A 23,587-nucleotide genomic window follows, 5' to 3' on the forward strand; every position below is an offset into this window, starting at 1 on the left:
GCAGAACACCGCGTCGGCAGGCTGGGGAGCCGACCGGCCCACGCGTCGGTGCACGGCCATGCGCAGCGGTGCAGTGTGCCAGCAGCACGGATTCCTCTACGGCCTCACAGCAGGTGAGTGTGGAGCTTTCCCACTTGTGCAAGACGGCACGCCCACACCTCCAACAACCGGCAAAGCAGCACAACTCCCCCACGCTCGGCCTTGGCATTGCACTTCCTTCACAAGGTGCTCACATCCAGCTGGTTGCAGCGTAAACGGAGCCACTGACAGTGCCTCCGCCCGGGCGTGCCGGTCTGCCGCGGCCCCGCGACGGAAAAATGCTGCTCACCATGCCGGAAGCTCCCCCTGCCCCGCTCGATGTCACCACGGTCGCGTACCGACTCGCGCCGCCCCGCCCCCTACGGCATATTCAGCGCACGTTGGCGGTGATCGTGCCGTTCACGATCACCATGGAATACCGATCCATGAGGTACGTGCAAGGCGATGGACTATTTCCACCGAAGCAGTGTGTCTGCCGGGAGGCGGATGGGGCCACCCGGGGAGCGATTGGAGCCAGGCCGATAAGCCGACGCGGCCGTTCAGACGGCAGATGGAGGCGAGGTGTTCGAACGTTGCAGCGGAGCGAGTCGGGCGCTGCGCGCTCGATGGCCAACGGTACGCCGCACGAGGAGGCCGGCGCGGTGCGCCGACTGCGTCATTGGCCACGGTGCGAGGATGAAGGACTGTTCGGAACGAGACGCCGGACCTTATACGTGCCGTGGGACGGCCACACTCGCTGCGCGGTGGGGATGCTTGCTTATCCCGGCGTCTCGTCGGCAGTGATGAGCGTTGGCGCTGAACGTGGGCAGGGCGGAGAATTCGCTGCGTAGTGTGTCTGCCGCTGGCCGGCCGATGTTGCGCCGTGCCTACCGACGGCGGCAACGCGCAAGACGGCCGCCTGGATTCGCCTCGGCTTGCGTGCCTGGAACGCCGCTCTTGCCAGGCGCGACGCCGACACCGCGCCGATCATCGCAGCCCTGCTGCCCAGCACCAATGGGCAGGTTATACGCGGCACCAACCCTTCGTGCTGTTGCGCAGTGCGGACGCACCCTCATCGAGAGGGTGCGAAACGGTTGACCGACAGGCGACATCCCGGATTCACCGCGCCGGGCCAGGGCACGGTGAACGGGTGCTACGTCAGTTGCGGACGGCACGTACCAGCAGGTCGGTAAGGAGACGGATGTCGTTGGGTGTGTTTTGCAGGCCATTCCAACGACGCTGTTCGCCGTCGGCAAAGCGCCACATACCGGAGGTCCAGGCGGTAATGGGCATCAGCCCCAGGACGGCGTTGCGTACCTCGTCGCAGTCGACGTCTTCGGCAGGCATGCCGTCGGTGAGAGTGTCCATGACGAAGCCCATGGCTTGGATGCCGACACCGTGGGTGAGGCGGGACTGGCGAGGCGGGAGTTTCCAAGCGTCGCTGAAGGTGTCCCTCACGATGTTCCAATACGCGCGCAGATGCTTCAGCATGCGCTCTACGTCGCCGGAGCCGTCTTCGGGGTTGCGGTACTGGTAGAGAGCGCCTTCGAAGAGGCTGTGTTCCAGCATGCGCAGCATGCTGGTGTCCTTGATATTGCCGTGCGGTGAGGTGGGGCTGGCTACCCTGCCGTAGAAGGGGCCCTGGCCATCGGTGTTGAGGCGGGTCATCAACTGGGCGGGCAGGCGCCGACGGGCGTAGGCGGGGGGAAGGTGTCCGCTGGTTTCGGGCAGCAGTTCGTGGATGAGGCCCTTAGGCAACGGTTTGGTGGAGTTGACCAGGATGAACTGAGAGCGCTGGTCTTCTTGGTTGTCGGCGATGAACCCGACGGCGGCGACGGGGAATTCGGCCAGGTCCGCGTCGCGGATGGCGGCGCTGCGCTGCTGGCCATCCACAATCAGGGCGGGCTTGTCCTCGTCGGTAAGAGATTCATCCACCGGGATCACCAGCACGCCGGGGACCGAGTAGTCCACGCCGGCTTTCGGGCGGATGCCAGTTTCGAAGCGGACGGTGTCGTCGAATGCCAGGACGAGCGCGTTGGGGAGCATGGCGTGCTCGGACTCGAGGTAACGGCGGATGCCGCGGATGTGGCTGAGAACCTCGGGCCGCTGGTAGCCCTGCAGTTCGCTGCTGTCATTGCGGCGGACGCGGGAGACAGCGGCGAAACTGTGGATTTTCTTCCCGTCGACGGCAAAGCAGTAGATTTTTCGGTTACCTTGGCGCACTTCAAGTGCGGGAAGCCTCAACTCGTATCGGTCGGCCATCACATCTCCTGGCAGGGCTGGAAAGAAAAGCTAGAAGGGGGTGCATTTACGCGAAGGAAAGTTGTCTTATCTTAGCTTCGAGTACGGCGAGATTATGGAATCCACGGCGTTTATTACGCTCACTGCCGCGGAATATAGCGATTTCGATTCCATGTTTCTTGCACAGAGCGCAGGGGCAAGTGCGCCACGGGGCGTAACTTAGGGTGCGTTCGTAGTACTCAAGGTAGCTTTTCTTTTTCGGGCCGAGCACGAGAGCTTCGTACGTTGCGAGGGCACTCATGACTTCTTCGAGTGCTGTTTCTTCCTGGTCGAATTCGCGCAGGGCGCGCAGGCAGGAGCGTTCGGCGACGATTGCCTCGGCTTGGGAGACGTGGCCGGAGAGGATGAGGCGCTTCAGGGCAGGGTTTCCGTCGACCTGGGGGACGCGGATGGCAGTGTAGGAGTCGGTGGCCGTGTGGTAGTTGTTGCGGTCGTCCATGAAGGCCTGGCGGAAGGCGGAGGTGCTGTCGAAGCTGGTCACGCCGTGGCGGGCGAACTGCTCCATGCTCTCGACACGGTTGATGCCGAGCAAGTGCAGTCCGGTTTCGGGAGTGCGCACTTCGTCGATAGCCCGCAGGCAGGCGAGGATCTCGTGGGACTTCAGTGGGACCATGCCACCTAGGGCAATGCGCCGGTATCCCATCTTCTGCAGCTCCGCGACGCTGTGGGCGTAACTGCCGGGTCCCCATCCCTGGGCGGCACCAACTGGTTCGAAGCGGGCGCCTTGCGCGTGGGTTGCGGTGATGAAGTCCTCAGCAAGTTCGAGGGAGATCTCCTGGCGCTCCACCCACGCCGACTCGGGTTCCGCATCGGACTCTTCCGGGATGTATCCAAAAATGATGTGGTCGATACTGATGCCTGCGTCGAAACCGCAGCGGCCGTAGAAATCAAGGACTTCGTCTACCTCATACGGTGGGCGTTCTTCGTCGATGTAGTTAAAGGCGCCGCAGTCACCGATCGTAGAGCAGGTGTCGGGAAGGCGGAAGAAATTCCGCACGCCCAGACGGTAGAGCCGCTCGCGCTGTGGGGCAGAGTATTTCCCTGCCCCCTTCATGGATCCGTCGACAACCGCTTTGCTGACGAGGATCCCGTCGTAGGGGATCGGCGTCACGGCCTGGTGAGCGTAGACGTCATCGCGCTGGCGCACTCGGTAGGGCGAGTACTCGTCGTTGATGAAGTCGTAGGTGGGGCTCACCAAGTCCTGGCTGTCAGGGAAATAGAATTTCACGCGGCTTTTGCCTTTTCCTGCACATAGATACGGAGGAGGTAGTTCGACAGGGTACTGATGTGGCGTGGGTTGTTCTGGAGTTCGTTCCAGGGGAGGTTCAGGTCGGGCCAGCGTCCCTGGGTCCAGCGGCAATGGGGGGCGATCAGGGCGAGTTCGGCCCGTGCCTGTTCCACAGCGAGGGGCGATGCCGGATCGATGGCCATCATCACTCGGTCCATGAGGCGTCCCATCGAGCGGATGCCCACGCCGTGCATCAACCGCGACCGTGTCGGCGGGAGCCCCCACGCGGTGGGAAAGGTGTCACGCACAGCACTCCAGTAGATGACGAGGATCTGGCGGATGGTGGCCGTGTCGACCGTGCCGTTGGACAGGTTCTTGTGCGGGAAGAAGACGCCTGCAGGGGAGTTGAGGGATTCCTGGATGGCCGTGGTGAGGCTGTTGTCCGTGACAACGGCGTCCGCTTTCTGCTCGGACGTGGTGGAGGGGCGGCGCACCAGGCCCTGGAACGGTGAATCCTTGTCGTGGTTGAGGGCTTCGACCAGGACGGAGGGGAGTTTGCGAGCGGAGAGTTTGGTGGGCAGGGCCGTGCCGACTTCCGGTAGGAGTTCGGTGACCAGGTTGGTGGGCAGCGGGGAGACAGTGTTCACGCGCAGGAACTGGTCTCGTTGGGTTTCGAGGTCTTCGGCAACGAATCCGGCAATAGTTACGGCCAGGCGGGTGTTACGGGTGCGTGCCAGCGCGAGGCTGCGTTGCTGGCCGTCGACGATCCAGGCGGGTCGCGGGGCATCGAGGGAATCGGGCACAGGGATCTCCAAGGTGCCCGACGTGCACAGGCCGTCGCTGCTGCCCGGGCCCGGGCTGGACTTGAACCGCACGCTCGAGGGAAGCGCCAGGATCAGCCCGTTGGGAAAAAGCACCTCTTCCCCGTCGAGGTAGTCGAGGATCTGGCGTACGTGCTGCTTCTTCTCGGGCCGCTGGTAGCCAATCAGTTTGCCGGCTTCATCTCGGGAGATTCGTGCCACGTCGGCGACCTGATGCACCTCTTCTGCTGCCAGAGTGAACACATACAGAGGGATCGTGGGGTGCTGCTCGATCCGCAGGGCCCGGCGCTTAAGCACAGTGGAGGTCATCGAGGGCCAATCGTTGAGGTATACAGGTCTGCGAACCGCTTCTGCTCACAGGCCATCCCCTTGTCTCTCAGCAGGCGCAGCAGGCGGGTGCGCGAGTAGTCGGGGTAGCGGTCCTTCATCTCTCTGATGAAGGCGATCACGGCCTGGTCCGACATCGGCTGTCGGACATAGCGTTCCGTGCGGGCTACCTGGGACGCCCATGTGCTCCACCGCTCCTTGGCAGTTGGGGTGATGAGGTGGCCCGGCGTGCAGTGCTCGAGCCAAGAGGCTGCCATGCGGACGTTCAAACTGGTCAGCGTTCCGCCCAGGGCCTGCCTGAGGGCGGCGTTGGCCGGCATGCGCACGATCCCGTCCACATCGCTGGCGCCGCCGATCAGTACCACGTCGGCTCCGGTGGCTGCCAGCGCGACAAGGTCGTTGTGCATGGCCTGGGCGTAGGTCTCGGACAGCACCACCAGTGCCTGTCCGGCAGTTGCCGCGATCTGGGGAAGATGACGGCTGGCCTCCATACGCTGCAACTGATCCCACCACTGGACTGCCTGCGCGCTGGAGGATGCCACGGAATCTGCGTGGCGAGGCATAAAAGTGGCCGCATAGGACGGGGCGAGACTGGAGACTTGTTGCAGGCCCAGGCCGGCCGAGGCCACGTACAGGCGAGGCGTAAACCCTGCCCCGGAGGCGGCTTTGGTGAGGGCCGCGGCGCGGCGCCATTGGTCTCCCTGATACAGCTCCCCCAAAGCGGTCCGCCGGCCCGGTGCGGCGTGCAGACGCCGTGCCCATTCCGCCGCGCGTTGCCGGATGTCCGTGGCGGGCAGTTCACGCACGCGCAGGCCGGGTTCGGGGGGTGAGGTCTTCCGGTCTGTGCACGTGACCACGATGGGCAACTCGTTCACTACGGATCGACCTCTGACTTCCATAACTCGATTCTTGTTGTGGTTACTGTAGCCGGTAGTTAAGAGGGTAGGCTGCACTTGTCTCAACGGAGGCAACTGGACCTTAGGTTAGGGAGTGACAGCATGGACCGTCCCGCGATCGTGTTGCTGAGCGGCGGCCTGGACTCGACCACGGTGCTGGCCATCGCCAAGGACCAGGGCTTCACTCCCTATGCGCTCAGCTTCCGCTACGGGCAGCGACACTCCATCGAGTTGGAGGCGGCGCAGCGCGTCGCAGAGGTCCAGGGGGTGGCCCGGCACGTCATCGCCGACATCGATCTGCGGGTCTTCGGCGGCTCTGCTCTGACGGCCGACATCGAAGTGCCCAAGCATGAGTCCCTCACTGACGTGGAGGATGCGGGGGTACCGATCACCTACGTGCCGGCCCGTAACACGATCTTCCTGTCGTTCGCGTTGGCGTTTGCCGAGACCGTCGGCGCCAGCGACATCTTCACCGGGGTCACGGCGGTGGACTACAGCGGCTATCCCGACTGCCGCCCCGAATACATGGAGGCCTTCGCCACCATGGCCAACCTCGCGACCCGAGCCGGCGTCGAAGGCACCTCCAAGATCACGCTGCACTCCCCCCTGATCGCCCTGTCCAAGGCCGACATCGTCCGCGAAGGGCTACGTCTAGGCGTGGACTACTCCCTCACCTCATCCTGCTACGACCCCGACGAGCAGGGGCGGGCGTGCGGCCGGTGCGACACCTGCCTGCTGCGGCTGAAAGGCTTCGCCGAAGCCGGCGTCAAGGACCCCGTCCGGTACCAGAACGCCTGAGCATGACCTACCTGATCAAAGAAATTTTCTACACGCTGCAGGGAGAAGGCGGCCACGCCGGCCGACCCGCGGTCTTTTGCCGGTTTTCCCGTTGCAACCTGTGGACCGGCCGGGAACGCGACCGCTCCCGTGCCATTTGCCAGTTTTGTGACACCGACTTCGTCGGCACCGACGGCGAAGGCGGCGGCCGCTTCCGCACGGCGCAGGAGTTGGCCGAAGCCGTCGAGGCCGCCTGGCCCACCGCCGATCAAGCCCACCGGTTCGTGGTGTGCACGGGCGGAGAACCGCTGCTTCAACTGGACGAGGCCGCCATCGACGCCCTCCACGCGCGCGGCTTCGAGATCGCCGTGGAAACCAACGGCACCCGACCGCCCCCCCGCGGCATCGACTGGCTGTGCGTCAGCCCGAAGATCGGCTCCACCCTGGCCCTCACGAGCGGCGACGAACTCAAACTCGTCTACCCTCAGGCCGGTGGCGACCCCGCCCAGTTCGAGGGGCTGGACTTTCGCCACTTTAGGCTGCAACCGCTGGATGATGCCGACCGCGAGGCCCACACTCGTGCCGCCGTCGAGTACTGCATGAAGAACCCGCGCTGGACGCTTTCCCTCCAGACGCACAAGTATCTGGGAATTCAGTAATGGAAATCTTTCGCGAGTTCGCCTTCGAGGCAGCCCACCGCCTGCCGCGTGTGCCGGAGGGCCACAAGTGTGCCCGCCTGCACGGCCACTCCTACAAGGTCACCGTGCATGTGGAAGCGCCCGTCGACGTGGAGGCGGGATGGGTGATGGACTTCGGCGACATCAAGCGGGCGTTTAAGCCTATTGATGCGCAGCTCGACCATTATTACCTGAACGATATCGAAGGCCTCGACAACCCCACCAGCGAGAACCTGGCCCGCTGGATCTGGGACCGGATGATCACCGAGCTTCCCAGCTTGTCCGCGATCACCGTACGCGAAACCTGCACCTCCGGTTGCACCTACCGAGGCGAGTGACGGCATGCACGACATCCAAAACGAGCCCGACGGCCGCGGTATCCCTATCGACGAGGTCGGCATCAGCGGCCTGCGCTACCCCATCACCTTCGATGACGGCCACACCCGCCAGCACGGCATCGCCGACATCGCCGTCACCGTCCGCCTGCAGGCCGACCGGCGCGGCACCCACATGAGCCGCATGATCGCCCTCGTCCACGAGGACGTAGCGACCCTCACCCCGCAGGAGTTGCCCATCGCTCTCAAGCGCGGGCTGACCTTGCTGGACGCCCCGGCTCTCACGCTCACATGCTCACTACCCGTCGCCACCACCGTGACTGCTCCCGCCAGCGGCCAGGAGTCCTGGCAGACACACGAGCTCACGGTTACCGGCCATATCGATGACTCTGGATGCACCGTCACCACGGCAGTGGCCAGCCACGTCACTAGCTTGTGCCCCTGCTCCAAGGCCATCTCCGACTACGGCGCCCACAATCAGCGCAGCGAGATCACCCTCGAGGTCACCGGCGCCGCTGACACCCCCTACCCCCTGCACGTTCACGAGATGGTCACCCTACTGCGCAGCGCCGGTTCTGCCCCCGTCATCCCCCTTATCAAGCGCCCCGACGAACGTGTCGTGACTATGCAGGCCTATGACCACCCCGTCTTTGTCGAAGACATCGTCCGTGACATAAGCCTTACCTGTCGGCAAAAAGGCCTTACGCATACCATCCGCGCGAAGAACCTGGAAAGCATCCACAGCCACGACGCCATCGCCACCCTCACTTACAACCACCCCTGACCCACCACTGGCGGTGCCAGCCCCCAACCACAAAACGATCAAGGCGGCGGCTCACCGTCCGGGTCGAACCAACCAGCGGTCTGGCCAACGCCAAGGAGGGCTGACCCCTGTGACCGTTGAAGTCGAGAGTCTTGGCCAGGAGCCGCGCCAACTCCCCCAGGTGGGCGCCAAGTTGACCTACTCAGCGGTAACTCGCTAACGTCACAGTAACGTTAAGGGGCCCCACCGTGGCATGCCATGGTGGGGCCCCTTTTTGTCCTCTTCTGCACAAGCGGTGGAGGTGAGTGGGGGCGTCGCCGTCATCAGGTTCCTAGGCCACGAAAGCGGCGACGCCCCACCACGAAGGGGGTTACCCATGAACCACCAGCATGACATGTCTGCCACCGAGAGCCAGAAGGACGGCTTGGTCACTTCCGAGGTTCAACTCGCAGGCACGCCCCGATGCGTGCGCGTGACCATCGGCAAGCACTTCAACCTGTTCGTGTCCCTGTCGGTCTCGCCTGGCTTCCTCACGCTCCTGGCCGTTGCCGTTGGTGTCGCGGGTGGGAACTACTGGTTCCTGCTCTGAACTTCTCGGCCTGCTCTACCTGTCCATGGCCTGGCGCAGTGATCAGCGCCAGGCCATGGACCACTTGTGAACGGGGCGACCTCAGCGGATTGCGATAGAGCCTGTAACCAGCGCCGTTCCATGAGGCAGAAGCCAAGGCATGGGACCGGCTGCATCCGCGGCTCACCCGCCGGGCCGCCTGGCTCGGCCACGACGGACCGCTGCCCATCATCGAGGGCACCGTCATCCGCCTGGTCGTCGAAAAGTTGCCCAGCGGCGGGGTCAACAAGCCGCTCTGGCTGTGGTGGTCGCGCACCGGCGCTACCGAAACGGATGTCGACCGCTGCTGGCAGTGCTTCCTTCGCCGCTTCGACATCGAGCACACATTCCGCCTGTTCAAGCAGACTTTCGGCTGGACCAAGCCCCGGCTTCGCAGCTCGGAAGCGGCAGACCGGTGGACCTGGATCGTAATCGCTGCCTATGCCCAGCTCCGGCTCGCTCGCCCGCTGGCCACCGACCTCCGCAGGCCCTGGGAGAAGCCGGGCGAGCCGAACAAGCTCACGCCCGCCCGCGTGCGCAGAGGGTTCAGGAACCTGCAAGCGAAGACCGGCTCCCCGGCTGGTGCACCGAAACCGTCCCACCCCGGCCCAGGCAGGCCGCCAGGCTCGAAGAACCGCCACCCGGCCACCCGACACGACGTGGGCAAAGTCCTCGCCACCGGCGAGGCGTTCAGCCGTCCCACCCACCACAAAGTCGGCACCAAACCCCGGCGCGGCACCTGAAGGCCCTTGGGGAGGATCGGACCGGTGAGTAGCGGCTCCGTCAGGCGCTGGTGGGCGAGGTTGCCGATCGCCGGCGCAGCGCGGTGAAGTCGGTCTGCGCGGCCTCGACGGCTTCGGGATACGCCTGGGCCTTCTTGTGTTCCGCGAGGGCGCGGTAGATTCTGGCGACGGAGGGGCTGTGTCCCTTGCGTTTGCCGGTGGGGATGATCAGGTCGGGCTGAATCCGCTCCACGGACTCGCCGAGCGCGCGGTGCCGGAGGACGGTGTGCAGCATGTCCTCGGTGAGTCGGCATCACGCCCGACAGACTACGGACCCGCTCTGCCTCGCGAGAGCACATGCGGCAGGTGGTCCGCAGGGGGCCCTCACGCCACGTGCAGGTGCCGATCTCGGCGCGGGGGCTCCTCGTCCTTCGTGGCGGGCGGTTCCGGCACGGCCTGGAGGGGGCCCGTCTCGGCGGTGTCCTCGGGCTTGCGGTTCAGCTTCGACCTGAGGCCGTTGAGCTTGCTCTTGATGTGCGGCGCGGCCTTCACGGCGACGGCACCGAGCGCGGCGGCGGCGACGGTGGCGGCGACGCCGACCACCGCGCCGTTCGCGACGCCTTCCTGACGGCCTTCTTCCCTCGCCTCAGCCCTGATCTCGTCGAGTTGGGCGTCGGCCGGGTAGAGCACGGCGTGTCCAGCGAGCACGTTAGCGGCGTCCCGCAGGAGGGCGCTGATCCCCCCGGGACTGCTCGAATCCGAGAGGCTCGTCCCAGCCGGGCGTTCCACCACGAACACGTCTCGGATGGTCCCGGTCTCTTCGTCATAGGCCATGGGAGCACTGTAGGGGGCATCGCCTTTGCCGGGGCGGGGTATCCGGCAGGTGACCCTTGGCCGAGGTGCTCTTCTGCCGGCGGCGCTGCCGCACCACAATCTCGGACATGCGAGAAGAGGACCTCTACACCGAGCAGTACTTCGGCGACGAGCAGCAATCCGTCGCCGATGCGCCGCAGTGGGAGCAGCAGGCGTTGCCGGCGACGAGGCTGAACGTGCAGTACAGGAACCCGTACCTGGACACCATGACGGCGAAGGTACTGCTGGGCGACTACTTCGACACCGGGCGTCTGCCGCCCGCGGAGGTCGTCGCGGCGGTACGGCACCAGTCGTGGAGGGACCTGGAGTACAAGGGGGGTTCGCTCAACGTCGTCGGTGACCGCTGTACGTCCTGTTCTTCCGGTCCGTGTGCTCGAAGCTGTCGTACGTCAAGGTCGGCCGGACGAAGAAGGAGAACAAAGCGCAGGTCCGGAAGTGGATCATGGCGCATGAGGGCGAGGCCAAGATCGCCCAGGCGGTCCTTTTCGACGCGTGGATCTCCCGTCCCTGCGTGTCGGCTGTCGCGTGGGAGAAGGGCGTCAAGGCGCACTTGAGTGCTGCGGCGGAGGAGGACATCATTCCGGTCGAGCAGGTGAAGGCGGAGTACTTCCGTGGCATCGCCTTCGGCGCTGCTGTCCGGGTGGCCCGGATGCAGGAAGACCGCAGCGGGGTGGTCTTCCTCGCACCGTGATGTCCGGTCCGGGGCGTCGTCCTGCGCTGCATGTCCGACGGCTGCGGGGGCAGGGGTCTCTTGCGGTCGCCGCGCGCAGCGCGTCCTCTTCACGTTCCCGGCCTGCGGACTGCGTCCGGCAGCCGGGGAGTGTGGAAGGGATGCCGCGCGGTCGGGCGGTGCGGGCCCCGTAGGGGCCTTGATCAGCAGAAACAGGGCCAGTCATCGAACCTGCATGCCGAAGGGCATCGTCCTGCTCACGACGCCAGAAGGCTGGCGTCACAGTGTCCTCACCGCGGCAGGGGGGATGGATGCTCTGCGGGCATCTCGCCGACGTTCTGGTCACCGCTGGCCCAGCCGAGGCACGGGCCGCCGTGGCGACCATGGTGATGGGACTCGCACACGACTTTCACAAAGTACGCGTCAACGTGACCTGGGATCCGCCCCGGGAACCCGGGTCCTGGACCGCTCAGGTCACCATTGCCTCGACCTCGCCGAACGCCTGTGGTTAAACAACAAGCTAAGGCTTGGGAGCTCGAAGCTTGGGCCCCTCGGGAACCAGTCTCCCGGCGTAACAGTCGAGCGGTCTGAAGTGCCTTACGCTGAAGCCGCGGTGGCCGCGGGCTGCGCCCGCTCGTGTCCATCAGAACGCATTATGGGGCGCGGTTTACACAGCCCTGCAGACTTGCCGCGGACCCTGCGGTAGTGCCCTTGTATCCGCCCTGCGCGTCACCTTTATGTGGGCTGGCGGTACTGCAGGCCTCTGTCTTCAGGTTCCCGCCGACTCAACAGAGTTGAGTCAGCTGACCTGCCCCTTTTCCTGTGATGCACGTCGAGCAGCCGTCGACAGTGGCTGATCAGGTTGCACTCGTTTGTGTGCTCCTGACCCTCTTGGGCAGACGGGGCGAACGCGGTCCCCCTAAGGTGTCGCCATGAGCCTGATCGATGGCCTCAATGCCTCCGCGGACTGGGTTGCCAAGGACATGGAGGCGATGCTCCGAGAGTGCGATGCTGTCATCGCGTCGAAGGACGAACACTTGGCCCGCCTGGCAGCGGGTATCGAGGCACTCCAGGCCGAGATGGATCAGATCAGCGCCGAACGGTCTCTGGCCGTTGCTGACCGTGACAAGGCAGAGCAAGTCCTCGCAGCATTCCGGGCAGCCGTGGAAAAGGGGACAGGTCTGCGCCAGTCACGTGGGCACACCCAGACTCGACTGCGCGTCGTTCCTGACGCTCCCGAACCTGATGCAGCTGCTGCGCCCCACTCCGCGGCCGCAGCGACCGAGCAGCGAGAGGCCCCGGCTACCTCAGCTGCCGTCACCCTGGAGCCTGAAGAAACGGCCGTCCGGATCACCGGCGAACGGTCGGTCGCAGTGATGAAGATTGTCGCAGCTGAACCGGACCGGGGCTGGACCCCGAAGGACATCGCGGTGCGACTGGAGGGCCACGACGCCGGCCAGGAGCCGACTGCTCACGCTCGCGCGCGGGCCCTGCTGGATTCTCTTGCCCGGCGGAAGGTGCTGCACAAGCGGCGCGAAGGTGACGGCCGGCGGTGCGTGTTCCGGCTGGCCGCCGCTTGGGAGGCTGCTTAGACGAGCGCGTCCACATGAGCGACCGCCGCCCCACGCCCGGCCAAGGTGTAGAGGCCAGCGCCTAGGCGCGGGGCGGCGGTCTCCAGCGCGGCTTGGCCGCCACCCTTGACGCTAGCGGGTTTCTGCTCGCGCGAAGAGGAGTGTCCGGCCATTTTCCCTCTATCGGGAGAACGGACAGGCATGTCCTCTTCACACATTCGTCCGAGGCAATCAGCGCGGGGTAGATCCACGTTCCCCGTCGTCACGGCACGTCTCGGGCGGCAACGGCTGGTGGCGGACTCCGTTCTCGTCCTTTGGCCAGTCCACATGGTGGGGCCAAAGCATCTCGCCCAACGTCTCCTCAAGGCTGGCCACGGTGAGCAGGTCAGGCCATGTCGAGCCAGTGAGCACGTTAGTGATGACCTGTCGGTTGACCCCCGAGGCCGCGGCGAGCGCGTTGGCGCTCAGCCCCTTGCGTTCCATTGCTTCCGCGAGTGCCCGGGCGATGGCCTGGCCGACTTGGGCGGGGCGGTAACCGTCCATCATCGCGTACGGCCAGGCGCCGGCCATGGCGTACTCCCACGGCTTCTTTCCACGTCTTGTTCCTCCAGGCACGCGACCAGTGTGACGGACGGTGCACCGACATGCGCACCTCGCCCATGGATGCTATTCAAGCAGCAGGAAGCTGGTGTAGTCAGGCCTATGTCCGCGACCAGAACGGTTCGGCATTTGATTGCTCAACGAAGTGGAGGTGAGGGGCCGTGACGACGGGGCGTTCCCTGCTGGCGGCCGACGAGAAGCTGATGCCCACGCGCAAGATGCGAGCCGATCAGCAGGTAGCCGTGATCAAGGCGGCGTGCATGTCGACGGCGCCCGTGGGTGCTGCCCAACTGGCGGAGGCCACCGGGTTTTCCGCGAAGAACTGCGGGCTAGTCCCCGTGTTCGCCGTCAATACAGGGCTGCTGGTCAAGGCGCACCGGCAGACGATGTATCTCCCGAGCCGGAAAGGCCGTGCAGTGGCACGCGCCTTCGCCAGGAGCGAGGAAGCGGGGCTGGAGGCCCTGCGTGGCGTGTGGCGGGGGCAGTGGTTCGGGCGCACCATGCGGGAGCGGTTGGGGCACGGCCCCGTCACACGCGAGGGCCTGGTCGCCAAGCTACTTCTGGCCGCGCGGGCCACTGAGAATCGGATCCGGCAGGCACACGTTCTTCTGGATCTTTTGGTGTCCGTGGGCATGGTGGTGCCCGGCGACGACGGACTTCTGAACTGGTACGACGGCGCCGCCTACGTCCCAGAGGAGCGATCAGATCCCAAGGCCGCCGACGTGGCATTCACCGAGGTGCCGGAAGTGCCCGGACCACAGGGCACGCCCGCCAGCAATGCTCCAGACGAGGAAGCCCCCCTGCCCGGCACGTCCTCGCCGAGCGAGCCGGAACTTCCATCCACAGGGGATACCGGGCTGGGCACGACCGGGGAGCGGGACTCGGACAGGTACAAGGCCGCGATGGTTCCGGCCCCACGACGCTTCTCCGCGACCGGCCCGCATCCCGGATCCGCGGTCGCGGATGACGATCTACTCGCATTGCTACTTCCGCCGGTGCTTCTGGCGGATCTGACCCGTCTGACAGAGGAGGAAGTGATCGCTCTGCACAGCCACTTGCGTGCGGTGGCCTCACTCACCGCGAAACTCCGGGGGCGCCCCGTCTCATAAGCCTCCCCAAAAAGAACGGTCCGGCAGCGCCCACTATCCCTTGGCCGGGTTGGTGCTGCCGGACCTCCACCGTCACCACGACCGGCGCGGCGAGGCCGCGTAGGAAGGGGCTTCGGCATGCCCTCACACAAGGCGAGGAACAGCGTCCACCGTAGCGCGCCCGCGCCCCACAGCGCGTGTGATTCACCCGCCCGGAACCCGCTCACCCCGGCAGCCCACCGTGACTAGGGCAACGATCAAAGAGGCACTCCTGGAAGTCAGCCGACTCTGGCTGCACAAGGCCGCCGCAGGCGAGATGAGCATCGAGACCGTCGATCTATACATCCAGGTCAGCGAACGCTTCCACCGCTACGCCGACGCCCATCACATCAGCCGTATGGACGATGTCACCCGAGATCTGACGGAGACGTTCATCTCCGCCCCCGGCCGCGACCGCCGCAACAACATCACCCTGGTCCCTGGAAACAGCACCCGCCGCCAGCGCCGCTCCGCGATCGCCTCCCTCTTCGCGCACGCCCGAGCCCTGGATATGACCAGGGCGGCACCGCTCCTCGACTCTCCGCCGATCAAGCGCGACCCTCGCAACTCCGGCGCCGGACTCACCAGACGGGACATCGAGAACCTGCAGTTCCACGCCGAGCGGGGCATGCCCGCAACCCGGCACGCCGCCCTCCTCGCGCTCCTCCTTGCGGGACTGAACAGTGCGGAGACCGCAGCAGCCACCACCACCGACCTCGACCTGCCTGCAGCCGAAGTCAGCACCGCTGGCGGCACCCGCACCCACCCCCGCACCTGCCCACTCAATGAGTGGGGCGTCTACGTCCTGGGCTTGCGCGCCGCCCGCCTCGAGCGCACCGGGCACGGTCCGCACCGACTGGTCACCAGCACGAAATCCTCGCGGTACGGCGCCCAGGCCAGTGTCGGCGCTGGCTTCAACGACATCGCCCGCAATGCCGGACTCGCCACCCGTAAGCGCAAGGTCGAGCCCCGCGACATCACCCGCTACGTCGCCCGGCAGGTCCTGCACCAGACCGGCCAGTTGTCTGAGGTCGCTCGCCGCCTGGGCCTGTCCTCCCTAGATGCCGCGGCCGGCCTGGCCGGCCTCGCCTGGCAGAACGGGGAGGCCTCCCCATGAGTCGACGCAAGGCAACGGCGGCCAAACGGCCCGTCACAGCCGAGGCAAAAGGGCAGAGGGACCAGCGCACGTACATCTACGGCGCCATCCCCGACGACGCCTTCGGCGCCAAGACCGACCGGCCGCCGCCCAAAGGCCCCGAAGCCCCTCCGCTCGCCCAGGACGAACGATTCGAGTACCTGGTGAACAATCCGGACCTCTATACCGCCGCCACCGCACTGCCCGGCCCGAAGAAGGTCGGGCGCCCCGCCCACTACCCGCCCGTCGTCTATCTGATCTTCCTCTGCTCAATCTCACTGTTCGGCTCTGCCCGCTCCACCGCCAGCCACCTCCAGCGCCCTCTTTGGTGGGAAGCCGTACGCCGAGCAGTCCGGGCCCACCAAGGAGACGAAGCAGCCGACGCCCTCAGGCCCACCGGGCCCTCCCGCAGCAACTGGAACCACTACTTTCACAAGCACCTCAAACCTGCCCACGGAACGGTCCGCGACATCAGCCGCGACCTGTGGATTCAACAGGCCCTCGACCACGGAATGATGAAGGAGTCCGGCAAGCGCACCAGCCGCATCTATCCCGAGCGCCAACAGGTCCTGCACGGCGACGCCACCGTCGCCGCCCCACCCTCTTCCCACACTGAGCACGAGACCGTAGACGAAACCACCGGTGAGATTCGAACCCACCGAGTTGACGAAGACGCTGGCGTCACAACAGAAGGCGGCGGCAGGCAGGTCTACGGCAACAAATTCCTCTCCGTGGGCGTCCGCCTTGCCAACCGGGCCCACAGCCGCGTGATCCTGGCGCTGGAATCCATCCGCCACAGATCCCAAGAAGAAGACCCGGAACGGGAAGCCGAAGGCGCCGCCTTCGTCGGGCTGGTCAAGCACATCCTCACCCGTGCTCCAGGCCTACGAGCCGCCACCTACGACGCGGCCCTCCGCGGCACCCACCGCGCCCCTTTGATCGCCGAAGGCCTGCTTGTTTTCACCCCCCAGCACTCAGGCCTCCCACCACAGTCCCTGGAGCGCTACCAGGACGGTCCCTGCAAACACGATCTCTATGTCGCCGAGGCCCGGGTCTGTGAACGCCACATCACCGTCGATGGGCAGACCCACTACACGCCGCTCCCCGTCGAGGAACTCGAGTGCCGCCAGGGAAAGCGGACCCGCTACTACCACCGCCTAACCATCCCGTGCCGCGCCAAAGACCACACGCTCCGCATCCGGGTCGATGAAACGGAAGATGACCGCCAGATCGATCCCACCACAGGCAAGAAACGCTTCAACCGCACCGAACATCTCCGGCAAGTCCCGCCCGACACACCCGCAGGCCGCCGCCTCAAAGGGTTCCGCCAGGACAGCGAATCCACACATTCACGATTTGACCAGAGCTACCCACATAAAAGGGTCCCCGCGTACGGAGCCAATGGGGCCCTCCTCATCTACATCGGCTACGCCTGGCTGAACAACTCCGTCACACGGGTCATGCACTACCAGGCGGCTCTTGTCACCTGAAACTGCGCCTCACCCGGGCTCGTCTGCTCAGCACACGCTCCGGTGCCCCCAACCCAGGAGCCAGTGATCAGACCCCGACGCCGATCTCACCTGACCCGCTACACTGTCGGCGGTGGCCCAGACCTCACCGGTCTGTCCGCCCTGTCGGAAGCAGGCATGAAGCCCACCGCCCCTCGCGCCGGGTTTTAGACACGTTTTCCGACAGATCCCTGCCTTCGTAGCTCAGGGGATAGAGCACCGCTCTCCTAAAGCGGGTGTCGCAGGTTCGAATCCTGCCGGGGGCACAGCCAGAAGGGCCAGCTCAGGGGGGCCTCCCGGGCTGGCCCTTAGCGGCGGGCTCGGCAGCTTTCACCTGGCTCTAGCGGTCTCCCCCAAGGTGGTCGCCCTGTCGGTCACTGACGAGGGAGGGACCGGCACCGCCCCGAAGGTCGAGCAGCCGAGATAGGACGCGGTACACGGCCGCGGCTTGGGCATGGTCAGCGTCATCGCACACCGGGTCGTCGTCCACGGCAGCCACAGCGGCTACACCGTCACCGCCGAACACGCCACGGACACCCAGCCCGGAGGACACCCGTGCTGATGGACAAGCCCCAGCGCGGCTTCTGGTGCGAGTGCTGGACGCAAGACGTCAACGACGAGACAGGGTGGCCGGCACTCCGGGCATCCTTCGACGCCTACTCAGCAGATCGACAACGATGAGTCGGCCATCCTGACCGCACTGAGTGAGATTCTCGGTCTGGCGGGCGAAGTCCACTGGGCCGTGGACATCTCCGGGACGGCCTCCGCGCTGTTGTTGGCCCTGCTTGCGGCCCCCGGCCAGCAGGCTGTCCACGTTCCCGGCCGCACAGTCAATCGCATGTCGGGCGCCTACCGCGGCGAAGCGAAGACCGACGCCCGTGACGCCTATGTCATCGCCGAGACAGCACGTCACCGTAGCGACTTCGTTACCATCGATGTGCCCGCGCAGCTGGCCGCCGATCTTGCGCTGCTGACGGCTCACCGGTCAGATCTGGTCGCCGACCGGGTGCGGATGACCAATCGGCTTCGTGACGTGCTGACCGGCGTCTTCCCTGCTTTGGAGCGCTCCTTCGACTACTCGAACCACAAGGGCGCGCTGATACTGCTGACCGGCTACCAGACCCCGGCCTCGATCCGCCGCCGAGGCCGGGCCCGGCTGACAGCCTGGCTGGCGGCCCGCAGCGTGCGGGGCGCCGACGCAGTGGCGGCGACCGCGTTGGAGGCCGCTCAGGCCCAGCAGACCGCCCTCCCCGGCGAGGATGTCGCCGCGCAGATCGTCGCTGACCTGGCGGCCCAAATTCTTGCCCTGGACGAACGCCTCAAGCGGATCGACCGGCAGATCCGCGAAACCTTCCGCCGCCACCCACAAGCGGAGATCATCGAGTCAATGCCCGGTCTGGGCCCGCTACTTGGCGCTGAGTTCGTTGTGGCGGCCGGCGACCTGGCGGCCTACGCCGACGCCGGCCATCTCGCTTCCGCGGCCGACTCGTACCCGTGCCCCGCGACTCGGGCCGCCGAACCGGCAACCTGCACCGGCCCAAGCGATACAGCCGCCGCCTGCGACGGGTGTTCTACATGTCCGCGCAGACCAGCATCATCCGCGAAGGACCGAATCGGGACTTCTAGTCTGAAGAAGCGAGGTGAGGGCTGCAAGCACGTCCAGGCCGTCATAGCACTGGCCCGGCGGCGCACCAGCGTCCTGTGGGCACTACTGCGCGACAACCGCGCATTCACCAACGCCCCACCGGTTCCGCAAGCGGCTTGACTCCGTCATGGAGACTCGCTCCGCTCACCGCGCGCGGCCCGGCCCCCGGCCGGGCCTGCGCTCCTGTCTCCGCCCCGCTCCAGCCCGGCCGGCGCCCGGGGCCTTTCCGTCGCACGCCGCGCATAGGCCAATATCGTCGCCATAGATCTGACGATCGTCTGCCAGGAGATAGGGGTTTGCGTTGAGCTTTGCCAGGCAATCAACAAAACTGTCTTTACACCCTTCCCCAACGAGGAACATCTGATCCATATCATGAACGAATCGATTCCGCGCAGCACGGGCCGGAAATTCTGCTTGGGAATTGCCACTCTTGAGCGTGCACTTTCCGGGGGTCCACACCTTCCTGATATGCCATTGCCACCCCGTCGGGCATCCGAATGCAGGGCTGTCGAACCTCCACTCCTGGCCCTTGAACAGCGATCAAATAGTCACCGACAAGGCTATCCGTCTTCGTTACAGTAACCTCGTCGCCATTGTTCAAGTGGATCGTCAGGGTGCAGAATGGGCAATTGGCCAAGCATGAGGCGGCATCTGACTGCGAAATGCCGATTCTTCGTGCGGCTCGAACGTGTGTGGCGTTGCGTCTACTAGGTCAACTACTGCTTAGCTTGGCGTTTATCCTCGCGGGTCACCCGACCTGCTCATCTGTCGACTGGCAGGCCGGTACCGCCCGCTGCCCGGCCGGCGCCCTCAGCCGTTCCATGAAACGGGACGACCGTGGCCTGATCAGGTTCGCGTTCTCCCGCCACGACTGCGCGCCCTGCCCGGTCCGTGATCAGTGCACCCGGGCCAAGAACGGCGCGGCCCGCAACATCGCCATCCATCCACAGCCGGTGCACGAGGCGAGGGCGCGTGCCCTCCAGGCCCAGGGCACCGATGAATGGCTCGCCACCTACAACGCCCGGGCCGGGATCGAAGGCACCATCTCCCAGGCCGTCCGGGGCCCTGGCCTGCGGCACACCGGCTACCGAAGCCTCCCCGAGGTCCATCTGCAAAACGTCCTGACCGGCCTGGCACTCAACCTCACCCGCCTCGGCGCCTACTTCAACCCCAGCACCAACCCCACGACGCGTCCCAGCAAAGTCCGCGCACTGTGCACCGCCCACGCCCTCGCGGCGGCCTGACCTCAACCAGCCGACTTGCCAACAGAATCAGACCACGCATCACGAGGGCTCGCGGGATCGTGACGGCGTGTGCCGGGCGGCGCCTCTGAATCCCGTTTGTCCTGGTCAGTGGCGTGGGAGTGAGCACCGCATGCCACCCGGTCCAGCTCGGGCCACTCTGTCCGCTCACGCAGCGCTCACGCGTGACGGCGACACCCGGCAACGCAGTGAGCCACGGGCGGACTGTCGTAGTGGCGAACAGCCTTCTCCGCTCCTGAGGCACACGCAGGGCCGGAGCATCGGGCTGGGCTCGGCCGCGACAGGGCAATACGAAGGCGCTTTTCCTACCCTGGACGGTCAGGGCTCCACCATCCACCGCGGCACAGGGAGGCTCGGGAAGCAGCCCTTCTCCTCGACGACGGCCGAATCCTGATCCGCGGCCGGCAACTCGCTGGAGGGCCTTCGACGCAACCGTCGTGCCACGGGTCACGGATCGATTCCGATGCCGGTCGAAAGCCCAGCGGGTGGTGTGAGGGACCTTGACGGCCGGGCACCAGGAGTGTTCGCTGTTGCGCCTACAGATAGCAATCTCTCATTGCGCAACACTTGCCCACCCCTGCGCCATAGCAGCCGAGGCTGTCCGAGTCAGCGGAAACCACCGAGACCGCAGAGAGCGCACCACAGCGTCCGGCCAACCGTGCCCAAGCCCGACGACACGAGGAAAGAGAGCATGGCTTCTCCCCAAGCGACGAAATCACCAGCCGATATTCCGGATCAAGAGAAAACCGGGACCCGCTCCTCCTTGGCATCGATCGCACCACGCGTCTTCTGGCCGTCCGCGATCATCATCGTCACCTTCGTCCTCTACACCACGATCTTCAGGGACTCCGCACAGCGCGTCATCAGTGCGGTGCAGGAACAGATCATCAGCGGTCTCGGCTGGTACTACACCGCTCTCGTCTCGCTCTTTGTGATCTTTGCCCTATGGGTTGGTATCGGCCGTTTCGGAGATATCAGGCTCGGCAAGGACGACGAGCGACCCGAGTTCAGCATGGGCTCCTGGCTGGCGATGCTGTTCGCCGCGGGTATGGGCATCGGGCTCGTCTTCTGGGGTGTCGCCGAGCCGTTGAACCACTTCGTCTCCCCGAGGCCCGGTGTAGGTGAGGCCGAGGCGACGCGGAGCGAATTCGCCATGGTCCAGACGTTCCTGCACTGGGGAATCCACCCCTGGGCCATTTACGTCGTGGTCGGTCTCGCCGTCGCCTACGCCGTGCACCGCAAGGGCCGTCCCATCTCGATCCGCTGGGCCCTGGAACCGATCTTCGGCGACAGGATCAAAGGCGCCTGGGGCGACGCCATCGACACCATCGCCGTCGTCGGCACGGTCTTCGGCGTGGCCACCTCGCTCGGCTTCGGCGTCCTGCAGATCTCGGCGGGGCTCGGCTTCCAGGGGTGGGTGACCGACCCCGGCACGTCCCTTCGGGTCGTCCTCATCATCGGCATCACCCTGCTGGCCACCATCTCCGTGGTCACGGGCGTCGGCAAGGGCATCAAGTGGCTGTCCAACATCAATATGGGCCTGGCCGGCGCGCTGTTGGTGTTCGTCCTCGTCGCGGGCCCGACGCTGTTCCTCCTCAACGGCTTCGTCGAGAACATCGGCGCGTATCTCCAGAACCTCCTCGCGCTGAGCTTCGACACCGGTGCCTCCCAGGGCGAGGAGGGCACCGCATGGGTCAGCGGCTGGACGGTCTTCTACTGGGGCTGGTGGATTTCCTGGGCTCCGTTCGTCGGCGTCTTCATCGCCCGGATCTCCCGCGGGCGGACCGTTCGTGAGTTCGTCACGGGCGTGCTGCTGGTACCGACTCTGCTGACCTTCTTCTGGTTCGCCGTCCTGGGCGGGTCGGCACTCCACCGCGAGACGGTCGGCGAGGGCGGACTGGTGGGTGAGGACGGCACGGTCGGTACGGACAGCGCGCTCTTCCAACTGCTCGACGGCATGCCGGGCGGCGCGCTCGTCGCCGGGGCGACGATCCTGCTGATCGTGCTGTTCTTCGTCACCTCCTCCGACTCCGGCAGCTACGTGGTCGACGTGCTGGCCTCCGGAGGCAACCCCAACCCGCCGATGTTGAGCCGCGTGTTCTGGTGCGCGGCCCAGGGGGCCGTAGCCATCGCGCTGCTGGTCGCCAGCGGCACGGGAACCGGGTCGCTGACCACGCTGCAGACGGTGGCGATCATCACGGCGCTGCCCTTCAGCCTGGTGATGATCGGGATGTGCCTCGCCACGGCCAAGGCCTTCCGCCGAGAACACCACGCCAATCTGGTCGCTCAGCGGAGGAAACAGGAACAGCGGCTCATCGACCAAGCCGTCACGGCGTTCGAGGAGGGCCTGGAGGACGGGTCTGCGTCGAACGCGGCCAAGGACGGCACGGTGGATGCACGCACCACATAGACAGGCGCCCGCGCGCCGCGCGCCTCCGCATCAGTCGTGAAGGTCGACGACTCGGGCCGGGCGCGCGGCAGGAGCCTCGCGTGGCGGAGACCGGTGGGGGTGCAGCGAGGCACACGCGCGCCTGGTCGGCCGTCGCGCCCGCCGTCGTGGCTGGCTGTCGTCGGCTGAGGTCCCGTGCCACTGTCGTGCCAGATGCAGCGGTCAGCCACGGTCAACAAGAGTGTCTGACAGTCGAGTTGGCGGACATCTCACCAGGCATCGAAGCCGCAGGTCACCGGCCCGAGACGCCAGCCTCTCTCCTAACGCGGGTGTCGCAGGTTCGAATCCTGCCGGGGGCACAACCTGCGTAGCAGGTCAGAGGGTGCCAGGCCCCTCATTCCATTCGAACGGGGGGCCTTCCTCGCGTCTGGAGTCCACACGGAGTCCACATCCCCAAGCACGCCAGGGACACGCCTCTCGCAGATCTGTACGACGTCCGCCGGGGGGGGCGGCCCGAGCAGGTGAGGACCCAGGTGTGTCAGGCGGCGCCGCTCAAAGCCTGGCATACTTGAAGTATGGCAACCCGGAAGATCACAATCACCGTGCCGGAAGAGCTGGTGGAATCGATCAAGGAGCGCGTCGACGCACGCGGGGTGTCCGGTTACATCGCGGCCGCCGCCGCTCATCAGGACGCCATGGACCGACTGCGCGAGTTGGCCGAACGTCTCGAAGAAGAGCACGGCGCCGTGACGGACGACGAGCAGCAAGCAGCGATTGACCGCATCGCCGCTATCGACGACTGGCATGACAAGCAGCGATCACATTCGGACGAGGCCGCGTGAACCGCAGCGCCCGAGCGAAGCTGCACCGGCCGCGACAGCGCGTCTTCGTGTTCGACTCCGAGGCACTCTCCAAGGCAGTTCAGGGCGATCGGGAGATGACTGCGCTGATCAAGACGGCTCCGCGGCTCGATATCCCGATTGTCACCTCGGCGCTCACGACCTTGGAGGCATGGGACCCTCGCGAAACGTCGAGGCAGGCACTGTGGAACTGGACGCTGTCCCGGATCCGCGTCGTACACACCGACGAGCAGGTGATCGCCATGGCGCGCGACATGCTGAAGGCAGCCGGCCTGCATGGGCACAAGTACGCCATCGACGCCATCCTGGCAGCTGTGGCCGGGCGGGAAGTCGCGCAGGGAGCTCAGGCAACCGTCTTCACCTCCGACACCGACGACATGAATCAGCTCCTCGCCGGGCACTCCGTGCGAGTCGAGAAACTCTGACAAGACGGCGCCGACGTCTCACTCCGGTCACTCGCTGGCTCCCTCGAGCA

Annotated in this window: 23 protein-coding genes, 1 tRNA gene and 2 pseudogenes; 18 read left to right on the forward strand and 8 right to left on the reverse strand. The window is 65.8% G+C overall.

Features of this window, described 5'->3' with window-relative positions:
* Positions 1 to 1,176: 1,176 nt before the first annotated feature.
* The 4 genes from dbpB (ABTX62_RS29175) to ABTX62_RS29190 are packed head-to-tail and all read right to left on the reverse strand — an operon-like array spanning position 1,177 to position 5,570.
* Positions 1,177 to 2,280 (reverse strand): DGQHR domain-containing protein DpdB, encoded by a 1,104-nt coding sequence (gene dbpB, locus ABTX62_RS29175; RefSeq protein ID WP_352118973.1) that lies wholly within the window; start codon positions 2,278 to 2,280, stop codon positions 1,177 to 1,179.
* Between the two features lie 46 nt (positions 2,281 to 2,326).
* Positions 2,327 to 3,547 (reverse strand): tRNA-guanine transglycosylase DpdA, encoded by a 1,221-nt coding sequence (dpdA, locus tag ABTX62_RS29180; protein WP_352118974.1) that lies wholly within the window; start codon positions 3,545 to 3,547, stop codon positions 2,327 to 2,329.
* Positions 3,544 to 4,677 carry a DGQHR domain-containing protein DpdB gene (gene dbpB, locus ABTX62_RS29185; RefSeq protein WP_352118975.1) on the reverse strand — a complete coding sequence of 378 codons (1,134 nt, stop codon included), beginning with the start codon at positions 4,675 to 4,677 and terminating at the stop codon, positions 3,544 to 3,546. Before dbpB (ABTX62_RS29185) ends, dpdA begins: the two co-directional genes overlap by 4 nt.
* Positions 4,674 to 5,570 (reverse strand): hypothetical protein, encoded by an 897-nt coding sequence (locus tag ABTX62_RS29190; protein ID WP_352118976.1) that lies wholly within the window; start codon positions 5,568 to 5,570, stop codon positions 4,674 to 4,676. The genes dbpB (ABTX62_RS29185) and ABTX62_RS29190 overlap by 4 nt, the downstream gene beginning before the upstream one ends.
* Before the next feature lie 123 nt (positions 5,571 to 5,693).
* Here ABTX62_RS29190 and queC point away from each other — a divergent pair, with 123 nt between their 5' ends.
* From queC to ABTX62_RS29220, 6 genes and pseudogenes are all read left to right on the forward strand, one after another.
* Positions 5,694 to 6,389 carry a 7-cyano-7-deazaguanine synthase QueC gene (gene queC, locus ABTX62_RS29195; protein ID WP_352118977.1) on the forward strand — a complete coding sequence of 232 codons (696 nt, stop codon included), beginning with the start codon at positions 5,694 to 5,696 and terminating at the stop codon, positions 6,387 to 6,389.
* A 2-nt stretch (positions 6,390 to 6,391) separates the two neighbouring features.
* The gene (gene queE / locus ABTX62_RS29200; RefSeq protein ID WP_352118978.1) at positions 6,392 to 7,027 is read left to right on the forward strand and encodes a 7-carboxy-7-deazaguanine synthase; all 636 of its coding nucleotides are present in this window, start codon (positions 6,392 to 6,394) and stop codon (positions 7,025 to 7,027) included.
* Positions 7,027 to 7,383 carry a 6-carboxytetrahydropterin synthase QueD gene (gene queD / locus ABTX62_RS29205; RefSeq protein ID WP_042176402.1) on the forward strand — a complete coding sequence of 119 codons (357 nt, stop codon included), beginning with the start codon at positions 7,027 to 7,029 and terminating at the stop codon, positions 7,381 to 7,383. The genes queE and queD overlap by 1 nt, the downstream gene beginning before the upstream one ends.
* A gap of 4 nt (positions 7,384 to 7,387) precedes the next feature.
* On the forward strand, positions 7,388 to 8,164 hold the full coding sequence (locus tag ABTX62_RS29210) for a GTP cyclohydrolase I FolE2 (RefSeq protein WP_042176403.1): 777 nt from the start codon (positions 7,388 to 7,390) through the stop codon (positions 8,162 to 8,164).
* A 355-nt stretch (positions 8,165 to 8,519) separates the two neighbouring features.
* Positions 8,520 to 8,732, forward strand: coding sequence for a hypothetical protein (locus ABTX62_RS29215; RefSeq protein ID WP_352118979.1), 213 nt, complete (start codon positions 8,520 to 8,522; stop codon positions 8,730 to 8,732).
* A 125-nt stretch (positions 8,733 to 8,857) separates the two neighbouring features.
* Positions 8,858 to 9,493 (forward strand): annotated as a pseudogene (locus tag ABTX62_RS29220) (NF041680 family putative transposase); the annotation flags it as partial.
* Between the two features lie 40 nt (positions 9,494 to 9,533).
* On the opposite strand, the gene ABTX62_RS29225 reads toward ABTX62_RS29220, so the two are convergent.
* From ABTX62_RS29225 to ABTX62_RS29235, 3 genes are all read right to left on the reverse strand, one after another.
* Positions 9,534 to 9,767 (reverse strand): hypothetical protein, encoded by a 234-nt coding sequence (locus tag ABTX62_RS29225; RefSeq protein ID WP_352118980.1) that lies wholly within the window; start codon positions 9,765 to 9,767, stop codon positions 9,534 to 9,536.
* Positions 9,768 to 9,856: 89 nt separating this feature from the next.
* A complete protein-coding gene (locus ABTX62_RS29230; protein ID WP_352118981.1) occupies positions 9,857 to 10,306 on the reverse strand; it encodes a hypothetical protein in 450 nt (149 codons plus the stop codon).
* A 124-nt stretch (positions 10,307 to 10,430) separates the two neighbouring features.
* Complete coding sequence (locus ABTX62_RS29235; protein ID WP_352118982.1) at positions 10,431 to 10,553, reverse strand: hypothetical protein; 123 nt, start codon at positions 10,551 to 10,553, stop codon at positions 10,431 to 10,433.
* Positions 10,554 to 10,787: 234 nt separating this feature from the next.
* On the opposite strand from ABTX62_RS29235, the gene ABTX62_RS29240 reads away from it, so the two are divergent.
* Complete coding sequence (locus tag ABTX62_RS29240) at positions 10,788 to 11,036, forward strand: hypothetical protein (RefSeq protein WP_352118983.1); 249 nt, start codon at positions 10,788 to 10,790, stop codon at positions 11,034 to 11,036.
* A gap of 911 nt (positions 11,037 to 11,947) precedes the next feature.
* Entirely contained in the window at positions 11,948 to 12,607 is a 660-nt protein-coding gene (locus ABTX62_RS29245) for a hypothetical protein (RefSeq protein ID WP_352118984.1), read from the forward strand.
* Positions 12,608 to 12,817: 210 nt separating this feature from the next.
* Here the strand turns inward: ABTX62_RS29245 and ABTX62_RS29250 are convergent, their stop codons facing one another.
* On the reverse strand, positions 12,818 to 13,156 hold the full coding sequence (locus ABTX62_RS29250) for a helix-turn-helix domain-containing protein (protein WP_352118985.1): 339 nt from the start codon (positions 13,154 to 13,156) through the stop codon (positions 12,818 to 12,820).
* 191 nt (positions 13,157 to 13,347) lie between these two features.
* On the opposite strand from ABTX62_RS29250, the gene ABTX62_RS29255 reads away from it, so the two are divergent.
* The 10 genes and pseudogenes from ABTX62_RS29255 (at position 13,348) to ABTX62_RS29300 (ending at position 23,537) form a co-directional block, all read left to right on the forward strand.
* On the forward strand, positions 13,348 to 14,295 hold the full coding sequence (locus ABTX62_RS29255) for a hypothetical protein (protein WP_352118986.1): 948 nt from the start codon (positions 13,348 to 13,350) through the stop codon (positions 14,293 to 14,295).
* 220 nt (positions 14,296 to 14,515) lie between these two features.
* Positions 14,516 to 15,430, forward strand: coding sequence for a site-specific integrase (locus tag ABTX62_RS29260; RefSeq protein ID WP_352118987.1), 915 nt, complete (start codon positions 14,516 to 14,518; stop codon positions 15,428 to 15,430).
* Positions 15,427 to 16,938, forward strand: coding sequence for a Clp protease/crotonase-like domain-containing protein (locus ABTX62_RS29265; protein WP_352118988.1), 1,512 nt, complete (start codon positions 15,427 to 15,429; stop codon positions 16,936 to 16,938). Before ABTX62_RS29260 ends, ABTX62_RS29265 begins: the two co-directional genes overlap by 4 nt.
* A gap of 211 nt (positions 16,939 to 17,149) precedes the next feature.
* Positions 17,150 to 17,222: transfer RNA gene (locus ABTX62_RS29270), tRNA-Arg, on the forward strand.
* Positions 17,223 to 17,278: 56 nt separating this feature from the next.
* Positions 17,279 to 17,518, forward strand: a pseudogene (locus ABTX62_RS29275) (ATP-binding protein); the annotation flags it as partial.
* A gap of 147 nt (positions 17,519 to 17,665) precedes the next feature.
* A complete protein-coding gene (locus ABTX62_RS29280; RefSeq protein WP_502998030.1) occupies positions 17,666 to 18,721 on the forward strand; it encodes an IS110 family RNA-guided transposase in 1,056 nt (351 codons plus the stop codon).
* 542 nt (positions 18,722 to 19,263) lie between these two features.
* Positions 19,264 to 19,845, forward strand: coding sequence for a transposase (locus ABTX62_RS29285; protein ID WP_352118989.1), 582 nt, complete (start codon positions 19,264 to 19,266; stop codon positions 19,843 to 19,845).
* 781 nt (positions 19,846 to 20,626) lie between these two features.
* Positions 20,627 to 22,273, forward strand: a complete 1,647-nt coding sequence (locus tag ABTX62_RS29290; protein WP_352118990.1) for a BCCT family transporter — start codon at positions 20,627 to 20,629, stop codon at positions 22,271 to 22,273.
* A gap of 554 nt (positions 22,274 to 22,827) precedes the next feature.
* Positions 22,828 to 23,094: a hypothetical protein gene (locus tag ABTX62_RS29295; protein WP_352118991.1), complete on the forward strand. Its 267-nt coding sequence runs from the start codon at positions 22,828 to 22,830 to the stop codon at positions 23,092 to 23,094.
* Positions 23,091 to 23,537 carry a hypothetical protein gene (locus ABTX62_RS29300; RefSeq protein WP_352118992.1) on the forward strand — a complete coding sequence of 149 codons (447 nt, stop codon included), beginning with the start codon at positions 23,091 to 23,093 and terminating at the stop codon, positions 23,535 to 23,537. Before ABTX62_RS29295 ends, ABTX62_RS29300 begins: the two co-directional genes overlap by 4 nt.
* Positions 23,538 to 23,587 lie beyond the last annotated feature (50 nt).

The sequence above is a fragment of the Streptomyces sp. NPDC096046 genome, from assembly GCF_040303285.1.
GTDB lineage: Bacteria > Actinomycetota > Actinomycetes > Streptomycetales > Streptomycetaceae > Streptomyces.